This window comes from Streptomyces sp. NBC_01478 (genome assembly GCF_036227225.1).
GTDB lineage: Bacteria > Actinomycetota > Actinomycetes > Streptomycetales > Streptomycetaceae > Streptomyces.
The window spans coordinates 7,197,538-7,212,068 of the sequence record NZ_CP109444.1; the positions used below are offsets into that span (position 1 = coordinate 7,197,538).

15 protein-coding genes are annotated in these 14,531 nt (G+C 70.2%); 6 read left to right on the top strand and 9 right to left on the bottom strand.

The features are described 5' to 3' along the window. Window positions 1-14: 14 nt before the first annotated feature. Entirely contained in the window at window positions 15-1,307 is a 1,293-nt protein-coding gene (locus OG223_RS32715) for a thymidine phosphorylase (protein WP_329256268.1), read from the top strand. A gap of 213 nt (window positions 1,308-1,520) precedes the next feature. Here the strand turns inward: OG223_RS32715 and OG223_RS32720 are convergent, their stop codons facing one another. Further along, complete coding sequence (locus tag OG223_RS32720) at window positions 1,521-2,441, bottom strand: AEC family transporter (RefSeq protein ID WP_329256270.1); 921 nt, start codon at window positions 2,439-2,441, stop codon at window positions 1,521-1,523. A 100-nt stretch (window positions 2,442-2,541) separates the two neighbouring features. Between OG223_RS32720 and OG223_RS32725 the strand changes: the two genes are divergently transcribed. Further along, window positions 2,542-2,943, top strand: a complete 402-nt coding sequence (locus OG223_RS32725; protein ID WP_329256272.1) for a hypothetical protein — start codon at window positions 2,542-2,544, stop codon at window positions 2,941-2,943. Here the strand turns inward: OG223_RS32725 and OG223_RS32730 are convergent. Both OG223_RS32730 and OG223_RS32735 read right to left on the bottom strand, forming a co-directional pair. Further along, complete coding sequence (locus tag OG223_RS32730) at window positions 2,827-3,846, bottom strand: sigma-70 family RNA polymerase sigma factor (RefSeq protein ID WP_329256274.1); 1,020 nt, start codon at window positions 3,844-3,846, stop codon at window positions 2,827-2,829. The genes OG223_RS32725 and OG223_RS32730 overlap by 117 nt on opposite strands. A 783-nt stretch (window positions 3,847-4,629) precedes the next feature. Continuing rightward, on the bottom strand, window positions 4,630-5,931 hold the full coding sequence (locus OG223_RS32735; protein ID WP_329256276.1) for an MFS transporter: 1,302 nt from the start codon (window positions 5,929-5,931) through the stop codon (window positions 4,630-4,632). 63 nt (window positions 5,932-5,994) lie between these two features. Here OG223_RS32735 and OG223_RS32740 point away from each other — a divergent pair, with 63 nt between their 5' ends. After that, complete coding sequence (locus OG223_RS32740; RefSeq protein ID WP_329256278.1) at window positions 5,995-6,954, top strand: LysR family transcriptional regulator; 960 nt, start codon at window positions 5,995-5,997, stop codon at window positions 6,952-6,954. Between the two features lie 71 nt (window positions 6,955-7,025). Here OG223_RS32740 and OG223_RS32745 read toward each other — a convergent pair whose 3' ends face one another. Next, window positions 7,026-7,790, bottom strand: a complete 765-nt coding sequence (locus OG223_RS32745) for a dienelactone hydrolase family protein (protein WP_329256280.1) — start codon at window positions 7,788-7,790, stop codon at window positions 7,026-7,028. A gap of 113 nt (window positions 7,791-7,903) precedes the next feature. Between OG223_RS32745 and OG223_RS32750 the strand changes: the two genes are divergently transcribed. Together OG223_RS32750 and OG223_RS32755 are read left to right on the top strand one after the other, a co-directional pair. Next, window positions 7,904-9,061, top strand: a complete 1,158-nt coding sequence (locus tag OG223_RS32750) for an adenosine deaminase (RefSeq protein WP_329256282.1) — start codon at window positions 7,904-7,906, stop codon at window positions 9,059-9,061. A 140-nt stretch (window positions 9,062-9,201) separates the two neighbouring features. Next, window positions 9,202-9,561, top strand: coding sequence for an ATP-binding protein (locus OG223_RS32755; RefSeq protein ID WP_329256284.1), 360 nt, complete (start codon window positions 9,202-9,204; stop codon window positions 9,559-9,561). Between the two features lie 77 nt (window positions 9,562-9,638). Here OG223_RS32755 and OG223_RS32760 read toward each other — a convergent pair whose 3' ends face one another. The 5 genes from OG223_RS32760 to afsQ1 all read right to left on the bottom strand — a co-directional run bounded on the left by OG223_RS32760 (window position 9,639) and on the right by afsQ1 (window position 13,477). Next, window positions 9,639-9,842, bottom strand: coding sequence for a PspC domain-containing protein (locus tag OG223_RS32760; protein ID WP_329256286.1), 204 nt, complete (start codon window positions 9,840-9,842; stop codon window positions 9,639-9,641). A 94-nt stretch (window positions 9,843-9,936) separates the two neighbouring features. Continuing rightward, the gene (locus OG223_RS32765) at window positions 9,937-10,488 is read right to left on the bottom strand and encodes a VanZ family protein (protein WP_329256288.1); all 552 of its coding nucleotides are present in this window, start codon (window positions 10,486-10,488) and stop codon (window positions 9,937-9,939) included. A gap of 117 nt (window positions 10,489-10,605) precedes the next feature. Next, a complete protein-coding gene (locus OG223_RS32770; RefSeq protein ID WP_329256290.1) occupies window positions 10,606-11,220 on the bottom strand; it encodes a hypothetical protein in 615 nt (204 codons plus the stop codon). Beyond that, window positions 11,220-12,803 carry an ATP-binding protein gene (locus OG223_RS32775; RefSeq protein ID WP_443073769.1) on the bottom strand — a complete coding sequence of 528 codons (1,584 nt, stop codon included), beginning with the start codon at window positions 12,801-12,803 and terminating at the stop codon, window positions 11,220-11,222. The genes OG223_RS32770 and OG223_RS32775 overlap by 1 nt, the downstream gene beginning before the upstream one ends. Further along, window positions 12,800-13,477 (bottom strand): two-component system response regulator AfsQ1, encoded by a 678-nt coding sequence (gene afsQ1 / locus OG223_RS32780; protein ID WP_019055771.1) that lies wholly within the window; start codon window positions 13,475-13,477, stop codon window positions 12,800-12,802. Before afsQ1 ends, OG223_RS32775 begins: the two co-directional genes overlap by 4 nt. A gap of 278 nt (window positions 13,478-13,755) precedes the next feature. Between afsQ1 and OG223_RS32785 the strand changes: the two genes are divergently transcribed. Then, window positions 13,756-14,493 (top strand): SigE family RNA polymerase sigma factor, encoded by a 738-nt coding sequence (locus tag OG223_RS32785; RefSeq protein WP_329256292.1) that lies wholly within the window; start codon window positions 13,756-13,758, stop codon window positions 14,491-14,493. The last annotated feature ends 38 nt before the right edge of the window (window positions 14,494-14,531 follow it).

Below are 14,531 nucleotides of genomic sequence, written 5' to 3' on the forward strand. Positions count from 1 at the left end.
AGGAAAGCCAAGCCATGGCGCAAGTCTCGATGGACGCCATCTCCGTCATCCGCACCAAGCGGGACCGCGGTGAACTGAGCGACGAGCAGATCGACTGGGTCGTCGACGCGTACACCCGCGGGGAGGTGGCCGACTACCAGATGGCCGCCCTGAACATGGCGATCCTCCTCAACGGCATGAACCGCCGGGAGATCGCCACCTGGACCGCCGCGATGATCGCCTCCGGCGAGCGCATGGACTTCTCGTCCCTGTCGCGCCCGACCGCCGACAAGCACTCCACGGGCGGCGTCGGCGACAAGATCACCCTCCCGCTGGCCCCGCTGGTCGCCGCCTGCGGCGCGGCCGTCCCCCAGCTCTCCGGCCGCGGCCTGGGCCACACCGGCGGCACCCTCGACAAGCTGGAGTCGATCCCCGGCTGGCGCGCGCTGCTCTCCAACGAGGAGATGCTGTCGGTCCTGGAGAACACGGGCGCGGTGATCTGCGCGGCGGGCGACGGCCTGGCCCCGGCCGACAAGAAGCTGTACGCGCTGCGAGATGTGACAGGGACAGTGGAGGCGATCCCGCTGATCGCCTCGTCGATCATGTCGAAGAAGATCGCGGAGGGCACGGGCTCCCTGGTCCTGGACGTGAAGGTCGGTACGGGCGCGTTCATGAAGACGATCGAGGACGCGCGGGAGCTGGCGTCCACGATGGTGGGCCTGGGCACGGACCACGGCGTGAAGACGGTGGCGCTGCTGACGGACATGTCGACTCCGCTGGGTCTGACGGCCGGCAACGCCCTCGAAGTCCGGGAATCCGTCGAGGTGTTGGCGGGCGGCGGCCCGTCGGACGTCGTCGAGCTGACGATCGCCCTGGCCCGGGAGATGCTCGACGCGGCCGGCATCAAGGACGCCGACCCGGCGAAGGCCCTGGCGGACGGTTCCGCGATGGACGTCTGGCGCCGGATGATCGCGGCGCAGGGCGGCGACCCGGACGCGGAGTTGCCGGTGGCGCGCGAGCAGCACGTGGTGAAGGCCTCGGCCTCCGGCGTCCTGACCCGCCTCGACGCCTACGGCATCGGCATCGCCGCCTGGCGCCTCGGCGCGGGGCGCGCACGCAAGGAGGACCCGGTGCAGGCGGGCGCGGGAGTGGAGATGCACGCGAAGCCGGGAGACACGATCACGGCAGGCCAGCCCTTGCTGACCCTGCACACGGACACGCCGGAACGCTTCGACTACGCCCTGGAGGCGGTCGAGGGTTCCTACGACATCGGCCCCGAGGGGTCGTCGTTCACGGCTTCGCCGGTGGTGCTGGAGCGGATTGCCTGATCGGTAGTTGGGGGAGGGGCTGGGCTTTCGGGCACCGGCCCCTCTCGCTTTGCTTGAGGGGAAGCTGGCTGGGGCTTGCAAGTCCCAGTGCCCTTACGGCTTCTCAGAGGTGAGGGGCGGGGACTTTTCGGTCCCGGCCCCGCTTGCCTACCTAGGGGCGCGGGGAACTGCGCGACCAGCCACAGCGCACCCGCAGACACACAACAACCGCACCTACCCAAGCAGCGCCGCGACGACCACAAGCACCGGCACCGACAACACCGTAGACAGCAGGATCGAGTCCCGAGCCAACCCCTCACCAACCCCATAGCGGCTCGCGTACGTGTACAGGTTCTGCGCCCCCGGCAACGCCGACGTCACCACCACATCGAGCAACGCCGCCCCATGAATCCCGAACACCCCCACCGCCAACACCCAGGCAACAACCGGCTGTCCCACCGACTTCAGCGCGACCGACAACAACACCGGCCCCCGCTCAACACCCCGCGCCGGCACCGAACTACCCCGCAACGAGATCCCGAACGCGAGCAGAACCGCCGGCACCGCCATGTTGCCGATCAGGGTTAGGGGACTCATCACCGGGTTCGGAACATGCACTCCGGTCGCCGCCACCGCGACCCCCGCAAGCGAGCCGACCGCGACCGGATTCCGCAGCGGCGTGAGCAACCGTAGCCACAAAGGCCCCTTCTCGCCCGCGCCCGACAGATCGAGGACCGTCAACGCGAGCGGGCTCACCACAACGAGCTGGAACAACATCACCGGTGCCACGAGCGAGGCATTGCCCAGGACATACACCGAGATCGGGATACCGAGGTTGCCGGAGTTGACGTAGCTGGAACAGAGCGCCCCGATCGTCGTACGGCCGACACCCCACCCGCGTACGCCCCCCACCGCCACGAACACGCCCGCCGCCGCTGCCGTACTCAGCACCGTCACCAGCAGCCCGCTGGAGAAGACCACCGAGAGATCGGCCCGCGCGAGGGTCGTGAACAGCAGGGCCGGAGACGCGACATTGAAGGCCAGCTTGGTCAGGACGTCCCGCCCGTGTTCGCCGAGGGAACCGCGCAGCCCGATCACGTACCCGACCGCGATGACCACACCGATCACCGCGAACCCGGTCAACACCCCTTGCACGGCACCCCCTCAGCGGCGACTTCGGCGCGCGGGAGGCCGTCGGGTATCCAGGGCGGAGCTGATCCGTGGGGCATACAGCAAACCTAGGCGGTCGCCCCCGATGAGTTACGCCCGCCCACCCGGTCTACCGATTGTGGACGCCAAGACACCCGCTGTACTCGTGCCGGCCCGCCCCGTCACCCGTGACGAGGTGGCGGGGCTGTGCGCCGAGGTGCGGGCGCTGCTGGAGGCGACCGGTGCCGGAGTGGTCCTGGTCGAGGTCACGGCCGAGGCCGTGGGACCCGGGCCGCCGCCGGGGCTCGGCACCGTCGATCTCCTGGCCCGCCTCGAACTGACCGCCCGGCGGGCCGGCGCCCGGATCAGGCTGCGCGAACCCGGCCCCGAACTACGCGCCCTCCTCGACCTGGTCGGACTCCGCTTCGAGATGGAGGGGGAGGTCGAACAGCGGGAACCAGCGCTCGGTGTCCAGGAAGAAGTGGAACCCGGTGAGCCTGCCGTCTGAGATCTCCAGGATCTGGACCGACCAGGGACTGAAACCGCCCGCCTCCGGGTCCGGCTTGTACTGGGCGAAGCCCGGCAGGCCGTTCACCTGCACCGGGATCAGGCGTGAGCCCTCGCAGGCGGCGCCGATCGTCGTCATGAAGCCCGTGATGTCGTCGTGGCCGGTGAGCCACAGGTCGAACGGCGGCATCGTCATGATGGCGTCCTCGTGCAGCAGCGCCGTCAGCGCCGCCATGTCGTAGCCCTCGAAGGCCGCGACGTACCGCTCCAGAAGCTTCTTCTGCTCCTCGTCCAGCGGGTCGGAGACCGCCGCGTCGGCCGCCTTCTCGTCCCGCTCGGCGAGGGTCGCCCGGGCCCGCTGCAACGCGCTGTTGACCGACGCGACCGAGGTGTCGAGCAGCTCGGCGACCTCGTTCGCCCGCCAGGCCAGTACCTCGCGCAGGATCAGCACCGCCCGCTGTTTGGGCGGCAGTTGCTGCAGGGCGGCCATGAAAGCGAGCCGTACGGACTCCTTGGCGACCGCCGCCTCCGCCGGGTCGGCGACCGTCGGCAGCACGCGCGCGTCGGGCATCGGCTCCAGCCAGGTGTTGTCCGGGCGGGGGGACAGCGCGGCTTGCGCGAGGGGGGTGGAGTCGCTGAGGTCGACGGGCCTCGCCCGCTTGTTGCCCGCGGTCAGCATGTCCAGGCAGACGTTGGTCGCGATCCGGTACAGCCAGGACCGCAGACTGGACCGCCCCTCGAACTTCTCGTAGTTCCGCCAGGCGCGGACCATCGTGTCCTGCACCGCGTCCTCGGCCTCGAAGGAGGAGCCGAGCATGCGGTAGCAGTACCCGGTCAGCTCGACGCGGTGTTTCTCCAGCCTGACATCGAGATCGTCCGTCGCAGTAACAACACTGTCACTCATGGTCTCGCCCACCCACCCCTGTGGCCGTTCTTCCCTTACCCCGCAACGTAGCGCAGCCCACTGACAATGGCGCGAGGAGTGAATGAACGCGCAGGTCAAGCGCATGGGTGTTGGTGTGGGCGCCCCCTGGGAGCTGCGCCGCCAGACCCCCGCATCGGCCCTGAAGGGGCCTCGTCCTCAAACGCCGGACGGGCTGAATATCGGCGGCCTGTACTGGATCGCCGGCTGGCGTTGGATGGTGGCGGCCTGTGCTGGATCGCTGGCCAGTGTTGGATTGGGCGGCCTGTGCTGGATGGTCGACCGGCGCTGGATTTTGGCGCTCGGCGTTGGAAAGCACCATCGGACTGGCCCCCGTGCTGGAAAGCACCCTCGCACCGGCTCCCGCACCTGGAAGGCACTCTCGTCCGGCGCCCGTAGCAGGAGGACCGCCCTTGTACTGGCCCCTGCACGGGAGGCCGTCCCTGTACCGGCCCCGTACTGGAGACCCGTCCCTGTACCGGCCTCGTACCGGAGACCGCCCCTGCACTGGCCTCGTACCGGAGACCGCCCCTGTACCGGCTCCCGCACTGGGCACCGCGCCTGTACCGAAAACTGCCCCTGTACCGGCTCCCGCACTGGACAGCGCCCCCGCACTGGAAACCGCCCCTGTACTGGCCCCCGTACCAGAGACCCTCCCGCACCAGCTCCCATGCCGACGAGCCCTGCACTGGAGAGCCCCTGCACTGCCCCCCGCACCAGAGACCCCCCGCACCGAAAGCACCCCGGCACGACAACCCCGCGCCCTCAAGCCGCCGCAGGCTCCCGCGCCGCCGCAGGCCCCCGCGCCGCCCGAGACCCGAACACCGTGATCGTCACGACGCCGGCCACCGCCAGCACCCCCACGCCGACCGTCCCCGCCCAGCCCCCCGCGTGGAACGCCATCGCGCCGACCGTGCTGCCGGTGCTGGACCCGATGTAGTACGCGGACTGGTAGAGCGCCGAGGCCTGCGCGCGTCCCGTCGTCGCCGTCTTGCTGACCGCCGAGGACGCGACCGCGTGCCCCGCGAAGAAGCCTGCCGTGATGAGTACCAGGCCCAGCAGGACCAGGGGGAGGGAGTCGGCGAGGGAGACCAGGAGGCCCGTTGCCGTCGTGCCGCCCGCCAGGTACAGGGCTCCCCGCCTCCCCAGCCGGCCCACCAGCCGACCGGCCGTGGACGCGGACACCGTCCCCACCAGATACACCAGGAAGATCGAGCCGACGATGCCCTGGGGGAGGGAGAAGGGGGCCTCGGTGAGGCGGTAGCCGATCACCGTGTAGACGCCGCCGAAGACCGTCATGAACAGGGCGCCGATCGCGTACAGCCGGCACAGCAGCGGGTTCGCGAGGTGGTCGCGGACCGTGCGGGCCAGGACGCGGGGGCGCAGCGAGCCCGGGGTGAAGTGCTTCGGGGCGGGGAGGAGCAGGCGGAAGGCGACCGCGCAGCCGACCGCGATCACGCCGATCACCGCCACCGCGACCCGCCAGCCCCACTCCTGCGCGACCCAGCCGGTGATGACCCGGCCGCTCATCCCGCCGACGCTGTTGCCGGCCACGAACAGGCCGATCGCCGTGACCAGCGCCTTCGGCCGGACCTCCTCCGCCAGATACGCCGTCGCCGACGCGGGCAGCCCCGCCAACGCCGCACCCTGCAGAAACCGCAACGCCACCAGCGCGCCCAGCGACGGCGCGAACGGGACCAGGACCCCGATGCTCACCGCGACCACCAGCGACGCGGTCATGACCGTACGACGTCCGAAACGCTCCGACAGCGCGCTCATCGGCAGGACGAACAGCGCGAGTCCGCCGGTCGCCGCGGCCACCGTCCAGCTCGCCGCGCTCGCCGCCACCCCGAACTCGCCCGAGATCAGCGGCAGCAGCGCCTGCGTGGAGTACAGCAGCGCGAAGGTCGCCACACCCGCGAGGAACAGCGCGAAGCTCATCCGGCGATAACCGGGACCACCCGGCGTCAGCCGCGAGTCGGAAACGGAAGAGGGGACGGAAGAGAGGACGGAAGAGGGGACGGAGGCGGCCACGATCGTGGACGCCCCGGTATCGGCGGGAGACATGCCTCGAAGCTACGTACGCTCCCGCTGATCCGTCCAATGCACGGAAACGTCATAATCGTTCCCATGGTGCATCAGTACAGCTCACAGGCTCACCTGTCACCGTCCGGTGACACAGAAGACATCGTCGCGCTGCTCGCGCCCCGCCTCGCGTACTTCGCCGGCGTCGCCCGCACCGAGCACGTCACCCGGGCCGCGCAGGAGATGCGGGTCCCGCAGTCCACCCTGTCGCGGGCCATGGTCCGCCTCGAACAGGACCTCGGCGTCGACCTGTTCGCCCGCCGCGGCCGCACGGTGTCGTTGACCCCGGCCGGCCGTACCTTCCTCACCTCCGTCGACCGCGCCCTCGCCGAGATCGGGAAGGCCGCCGACGAGGTCCGCGCCGACGCCGACCCCGCCACCGGCAAGGTCGCCTTCGGCTTCCTCCACACCCTCGGTTCGGAAACGGTCCCCGGCCTCATCCGGGCCTTCCGCGCCGACCACCCCCGCGTCCGCTTCAGCCTCGTCCAGAACTACGGCGAGGCCATGCTGGAACGCCTGCGCGCGGGCGAGCTGGACCTGTGTCTCCTGACCTCCCCGACCCTCGACGCCCCCGACGTCGTGGCCCACCGCCTCGACGTACAGAAACTCCGCCTCGTCGTCCCGGCCGACCACCGCCTGGCAGCACGCAAGCGCATCCGCCTCGCGGAAGCGGCCGACGAGACCTTCGTGACCCTCGAACCGGGCTACGGCCTCCGCCGCATCACCGACGACGTCTGCAAGGAAGCCGGCTTCCGCCCGAAGATCGCCTTCGAGGGGGAGGAGGCGGAGACCCTACGGGGCCTGGTGGCGGCCGGCCTGGGAGTCGCCCTCCTGCCTCCACCGGCCGTACCCCGCCCAGGAGTTGCGGAGCTGACGGTCACGGCTCCAAGGGCAGTGAGGGAGATCGGAGTGGCCTGGCTGGACGGCCACCACCCGGACACCCCACCGGTAGCAGCGTTTAAGCAGTTCCTGTTGTCGAGAAGGGGCAACTTGCTACCTACGTGAGCGCCTTCACCCTCAGGGGCGCGGGGAACTGCGCGACCAGCCCCCACCGGGCGGCACTCCGCGACGAAAGATCAACCCCTACGAAGCGACCGCCCGAACCCCGCAGCCAACGGCATCCGCAACCCCAACGGCGGCGGAGCCTGAAGCGCGTCCTCGACAGGCCGGGAAAACGCCCGCCCGAACAACGCCCCCATCACGAAGTCCTCGGTCAGCGCGTGCACTTCCTGCCGATGCTGATGCAACCCGTGACCGTCGGAATGGACTTCGAACCGACAGATGTCCCGGTTCGCCTTCTTCGCCCGGGCCGCCAGCCGGAACGACAGTTCGGGATCGGTCCGTTCGTCGTTCGTGCCGTGCACGATCAACACCCGCCGCCCCGCCAGTTGCTTCACCGGTTCGGGTGGCGCGGCAACGTCCTGTTCGGGCAGCCAAGGAGCCAGCGCCACCACGGAGTTGACCGCCTCGTGCCCCGCGGAGCGCAACGCCGCGCGCCCGCCCATGTCGATCCCGGTGAGACACACGGGCACGTCCCCGTACCGCCGTACGACCTCGTCCACCGCCCAGGACGCGTCGTGCGCGAGAGACGCCTCACTGCCGTTCCAGCCGCGACTGCGGTAGTGGACGACATGCGCGGCGAGCCCCTCGCCCTGGCCCGCGCGGGCCAACCGGCGCCCCAGTGTCCGTACGGAAGCCGTCGCCATCATGGGGGAGGGTCTGCGGGCGGAGACCTCCTCGCCGCCGGGGAGCAGCAGCACCACGCCGCTCACCGAGGTCGGTTCGGGACCGAGCGCTCTCCCCAGTTGGGCCGTCCGAAGCGGCGTCGCTTGCTGTGCCATGACAGAACAGTGTCAGAAGTGAGCGTGTACGCCATCCTTCCGCGCGGTCACCGTTACGTATCGACGGATTCGTACAACAGGTGATCTACGCGCGTAGGAGTTAGAGTGCGGAAATGACGAGCCAGAGCACCCCGAACACCCCGACGCCGGACCAGATCCGCCGGGCGCCGAAGGTTCTGCTGCACGACCACCTCGACGGCGGTCTCCGCCCGGGGACGATCGTCGAACTCGCGCGGGACGCCGGGTACACCGGACTCCCCGAGACCGACCCGGACAAGCTCGGCGTGTGGTTCGCCGAGGCCGCCGACTCCGGTTCGCTGGAACGGTACTTGGAGACCTTCTCGCACACGGTCGCCGTGATGCAGACCCGGGACGCGCTGATCCGGGTCGCCCGCGAGTGCGCGGAGGACCTCGCCGAGGACGGCGTCGTATACGCCGAGGTGCGGTACGCGCCCGAGCAGCACCTCGACGGCGGGCTCAGCCTCGAAGAGGTCGTCGAGGCTGTCAACGAGGGCTTTCGGCAAGGGGAGTTGCTCGCGCGGGAGAGCGGGCGGCGGATTCGTGTCGGGGCGCTGCTCACCGCGATGCGGCATGCGGCCCGTTCCCTGGAGATCGCCGAACTCGCCAACCGCTACCGCGACTTGGGTGTCGTCGGCTTCGACATCGCGGGCGCGGAGGCCGGGTTCCCGCCCACCCGGCACCTGGACGCCTTCGAGTATCTGAAGCGCGAGAACAACCACTTCACGATCCACGCCGGTGAGGCCTTCGGGCTGCCGTCGATCTGGCAGGCGTTGCAGTGGTGCGGCGCCGACCGGCTGGGGCACGGGGTGCGCATCATCGACGACATCCAGGTCAAGGAGGACGGCTCGGTCGAGCTCGGCCGGCTCGCGTCGTACGTCCGGGACAAGCGCATCCCGCTGGAGCTGTGCCCCAGCTCCAACCTCCAGACCGGCGCCGCCGACTCCTACGCCGAGCACCCGATCGGGCTGCTGCGCCGGCTGCACTTCCGTGCGACGGTCAACACCGATAACCGCCTCATGTCGCACACCAGCATGTCGCAGGAATTCGAGCACCTTGTCGAGGCGTTCGGTTATTCGCTCGACGACATGCAGTGGTTCTCCGTCAATGCTATGAAGTCAGCATTCATTCCTTTCGATGAACGACTGGCCATGATCAATGACGTGATCAAGCCGGGATATGCCGAACTCAAATCCGAATGGCTGTTCCGGCAGACGGCTTCCACCAGCGCTTCTGTGCCGGAAGAGGGCTGAACGAGGCGGAGTGGGGCACGGGAGATGCGGGCGGACGTTCACAATCCGTCCGCATTTCGATGTTTGCGGCTGGCGCCCTCGCGTGTTTACGGTCTTGGACCGCTCACATCCCCGTCATCCCATTCAAGGACGCATTCACCATGAAGCAGTCTGCTGCCAAGACCCTCGGTGTCGCCGCCCTCGGTGCTGCCTTCGCCGCTGTAGGCGCGGGTGCCGCGAGCGCCGCTCCGGCGGTGCCGGACGCCACGCAGGCGCTGGGCGCCGTGACCCACACGCTGCCCGCGGAGAACGTCGCCAAGGCGCTGCCGGGTGCCGGCGAGGCGCTGAGCCAGGCGCAGCCCGCGCTCGCGGGTGGTCTGTCCGCCGTGCAGCCGGCCGCCGAGAAGGTCCTCTCCGACGGTCCGACCGCGCCCGTCGCCGGGCTGCTGGGCGGCCTGCCGCTGTCGAACACGGGCCTGCCCACGCACGGCCTGCCGCTGAACGGCATCCCGCTGGGCTGAGCCCCGCCCCTGAACGCGCCGATGGGGCGCACCCCCGGACGAGGGGTGCGCCCCATCGGCGTACGTGCGCACGGTCCTCACCAGGTCTCGGTGCGCACCTTGTCCTCGGACGGGAACAGGATCCACAGCGCGATGTAGAGCAGGAACTGCGGGCCGGGCAGCAGGCAGGAGACCAGGAAGATCACCCGCATCGTGGTCGCGGAGGTACCGAAGCGCCGCGCCAGCGCTGCGCACACTCCGCCGATCATGCGGCCTTGGGTGGGGCGGGCAATGGCGGTCATTTTTCTGCTCCTTCGCGAGCGGCTGTCCGAGGCCCCCGTGTGGTTGCCCCATCTGCCTTCAACGGTACGGAGCCGGAGGCGGCCCGGCGTCGCTCTACGGTGCGATGCCGACCCTGGGAATCGTCGGGGTTCGCCCCTGAGCCGCTTCCTCCTGGAGGACGGTCGGGGGGAGCGGGGTCTCGGTCCTGCGGCGGAGCCAGACGCGGGAGGCCGGGACGAAGGCCGCGTGCGCGAGAGCCACGCCCACCGTGTTCATGAGCAGCGAGTCGATGTCGACCACCTGGCCGGGCACCCCGGTCTGCAGCAGTTCGATGCCCAGGGAGATCAGGGCGCCCGCCGCGACCGTACGGATGAAGGACGCGAGCGGGGAGACATGGAGTCGGCCGCTGACCGTCGGGAGCAGGACGCCCAGCGGGGCCAGCAGGGCCAGGCCCTCGCCGATCCGCTTCGTCGCCTCCGGCCAGCCCAGGGCGAGATCGGCCCGGATGCTGGCCAGTGGGTGCAGATTCGGGGGCATCACCCAGGGGACGTCCCTGGGGCGCAGCGTGACCCAGGCGACGAACACGAGATGTGCGACGAGGAGGACGCCCCCTGTCACACGGATGCGAATCGCGGCACTGCCGCCGATGGAGCCTTGACGCTGCACGCCCCACAAGACGCCCTCTGCGGCACGATCGGTTCCGGGTGGACACCAGGCACCAGGGTGAGGCCTGCGCCACACGCCCTTTTTCGCGCCCCGTTCACCCCCGCGGCGCGCGCGGCTTCAGCCGCCCGTCACCTCGCTGGACGGCGGCGCCTTGGTGCCCGGGTCGGAGCGGACGTCGTCCGTGCACTCGTAGCGGCGCAGGGGCGCCTCGCCCGGGCCGCCGAGGATCACGGAGCCGTCGCCCTCGGCCGCGGCCGAGTCGGAGAACGTACAGACGATCTGGGCGAGCGCGTACGACGTGAGGTCGGCCGGTGAATTGCTCAGCCGCAGCGCGTCCTTGGGGTCCCCGGCGCGCGGCCCACCGACCGTCATGCCGCCGCGCACGTCGGTCGTGTAGCCCGCGTCCCTCTCACCCGACGACGGCGACTCCGCGAGCTGGTCCAGCAGCCCCTGGGCGACGATCACGCGCCGCTGCACGTCCGCCGTGCCGTCCGGTACCTGTACGGCCCGGTCGACGGTCACCAGCGACGACCCGCACAGCAGGAACACCTGCACCGGCACCCCGCGCGCGGCCTGCGGCGACCCGTCCGGCTCGGTGAGCGTGCAGGGCACCCGGGACGGCGCGGCCCCGAAGTCGGTCGGCACCTCGGTGGCCCGGATCCCGCACCCGGTGAGCAGCAGGCCGAGGAGCGGAAGGGCCAGGGAGACGGCGTAACGGCGTCCTGCGGTCATCACGCGTTCTCCTCGGGGCCTGTGCCCTCGGCCTTCTCGCCGTTCTCGGCGCCGGGCTCCTCCGTGAGCGCGGAGGCGTCTCGTGGCAGCCGCAGGGTGAACACCGCGCCGCCCTCGGGGGAGTTGGCGGCGGTGATCTCGCCGCCGTGGATGTGGGCGTTCTCCAGGGCGATGGAGAGGCCCAGGCCGCTGCCCTCGGAGCGGGGCCGGGAGGCGCTCGCCTTGTAGAAGCGGTCGAAGACGTGCGGCAGGACGTCCTCGGGGATGCCGGGGCCGTGGTCGCGGACCGCGATGACGAGGTCGTCGTCCTCCAGGCGGACCGAGACCCGGACCGGCGAGCCGCCGTGCTTGAGGGCGTTGCCGATGAGGTTGGCGAGGATGACGTCCAGGCGGCGCGGGTCGAGCACGGAGTGGATGCCGCGCTCGGCGTCCAGGTCCACGGCGTCCAGCCAGGCGCGGGCGTCGATGCACGCGGTGATCTGGTCGGCGAGGTCGACGTCGTCGAGGACGAGCCGGGCGGTGCCCGCGTCGAAGCGGGTGACCTCCATCAGGTTCTCCACGAGGTCGCCCAGCCGCTTGGTCTCGCTGACGACGAGCCGTACGGCGGGCTCGATCATCGGGTCCACGCTGCCGGTCTCGGCGTCGAGTTCCTCTTCGAGCACCTCCACCACCGCCGTGATCGCGGTCAGCGGGGTGCGCAGCTCGTGCGACATGTCGGCGACGAACCGGCGCGAGGCGTCGTCCCGGGCCGCCATGTCGGCGACCCGCTTCTCCAGCGCCTCGGCCGTCTGGTTGAACGTCCTTGACAGCTCGGCGAGTTCGTCGGTGCCGGAGACCCGCAGCCGGGTGTCGAGCTTGCCCTCGCCGAGCCGGCGCGCGGCTATACCGAGCCGGTGCACGGGCTTGAGGACGGTCGTCGCGGCGGCCTGCGCGAGCAGCGCGGAACCGATCAGCGCGAGCCCGGTGGCGATACCCAGCGACCAGGCAAGGGAGTTGAGGTCCTTCGCCTCCGGCTCGAGGGACTTGAGCATGTAGCCGGTCGGACCGCCGCCGATCATCCGCGTACCGGCCACCAGATACGGCGTGCCGTGCTCGGTGACCCGCTGCCAGTACAGGTGGTACGGCTCCTTGTTGCCGTCGGACACCGACTGCTGCTTGTTCACCGCCGTGCGCAGCGACTTGGGCACGTCCTCCAGCGAAAAGCCGTTCAGGCCGCCCGAGTTGCCGTAGACCGTCTTGTCGTTCGTGTCCTCGCCGACGAGCAGGACGCTGAAGCGCTGGCTGCTGTTGGCCATCTGGCCCGCCGTGCGCATCAGTTCGTCCTGGGTGGGGTGGACGGGCAGGGCGCCGGCGCGGTTCTGCATCTCCTGGCGGAAGTCGCGCAGCACGGCGTCCTGGGCGCGGGTGAGGACGGCCTCGCGGTTGAGCCAGTAGGCGATGCCGGACGCGGACACGGCGGCGGTCAGCGCGACCAGCCCGAACACGACCACCAGCCGCAGGCGCAGGCTGGTGAACCGCAGCCGCCACAGGACTCCCTTACGACCCGGGCGCCAGCCGCGGATCCCCCCTGGTGCGTCGGTCACTGAGGCGAGTCCAGGCGGTAACCGACGCCGCGCACGGTACGGATGAGCGTCGGGGACGACGGGATGTCCTCGACCTTGGCGCGCAGCCGCTGGACACAGGCGTCCACCAGCCGCGAGTCACCGAGATAGTCGTGCTCCCACACCAGGCGCAGCAACTGCTGCCGGGACAGGGCCTGTCCGGGGCGCCGGCTCAGTTCGAGCAGCAACCGCAGCTCGGTGGGCGTGAGTTGGAGGTCCTCGCCGTTCTTCGTGACGGTCATCGCGGCCCGGTCGATGACCAGCGAACCGAACGACGCCGCGTCGTTGGCCTCGCGCTCCCCGCGCCGCAGCACGGCCCGGATGCGGGCGTCCAGCACCCGCCCCTGCACGGGTTTGACCACGTAGTCGTCGGCGCCGGACTCCAGTCCGACGACGATGTCGATGTCGTCGCTGCGCGCGGTGAGCAGAATGATCGGCAACTGGTCCGTCCGCCGGATACGACGGCACACCTCGAAACCGTCGATGCCGGGCAGCATCACGTCCAGCACGATCAGGTCCGGCCGCTGCTCACGCAACAGCTTCAGACCGTCCTCGCCGCTGGCAGCGGTGGCTACCCGGTGACCCTGGCGCGTCAGCGAGAGCTCCAGGGCCGTCCGGATGGCGTCGTCGTCCTCGATCAGCAACAGGGAAGGCACGGGGCTCATTCTGGCCCATGTGGGGGTGGGGTTTCGACACCTGTACGGGTACGTCCCCGCAGGAGGTTCGCGGACACCCCCGTAGCGCTCCTTTCTGTGACCGGACTGTCCGTTTTCTGAGGGTAGCCGCAGAGACCCACCCCTGTGACAGGTCTGTGACAGTCGGCGGACACGTCCATGAAGTGACCCCGGCAGGATTTTCGGCACAGGCAAGGAACCACGAAGGAACCGAGCCGGAAGATCCGAACACCGGGCAAGTCCACTACGGGGGGCGCGAGATGAGCACGCTGCACAGCACCAGCAACAACGCAGTCATCACGCGTCTGCACGACGTGACCCGGGGTTCCGAGAAGTCCGGTGCCGTGAACGGGCGGGGGTGCGCTCGCGGCACCGGGCGTCAGCACACCGGGTTCATGACGGTGGTTGACGCGCACCCGGGGGAAGCGCACGGGGGAAGCGCGTACAGGGAGGACACGGGGGAGCGTCGTTCGCTGTCGGAGGCGGAGTTCACCGCCTACGTCCAGGAGCGCCGCGCCTCCCTGTACGCCACCGCGTACCACCTGACCGGTGACCGCTTCGAGGCCGAGGACCTGCTGCAGAGCGCGCTGTTCTCGACGTACAAGGCGTGGGACCGGATCAGCGACAAGGCCGCGGTCGGGGGCTACCTCCGCCGCACCATGACGAACCTGCACATCAGCGCGTGGCGCCGCCGCAAGCTGAACGAGTACCCGACCGAGGAACTGCCGGAGACGCCCGGCGACACGGACGCGATGCGCGGCACCGAACTGCGCGCGGTCCTGTGGCAGGCGCTGGCCCGGCTGCCCGAACTCCAGCGCACCATGCTGGTCCTCCGCTACTACGAGGGCCGCACGGACCCGGAGATCGCGGAGATCCTCGACATCAGTGTCGGCACGGTGAAGTCCAGCATCTGGCGGTCGCTCCGCCGCATGCGCGAGGACGAGGTCCTCAGCTTCGGCCGTGACGAGGAGGACGCCTTCGGGGAGCTGGTCGCCTGAGGGTTCGGGGGGAAAGTAGGTAACACGGGGGAGGTCCG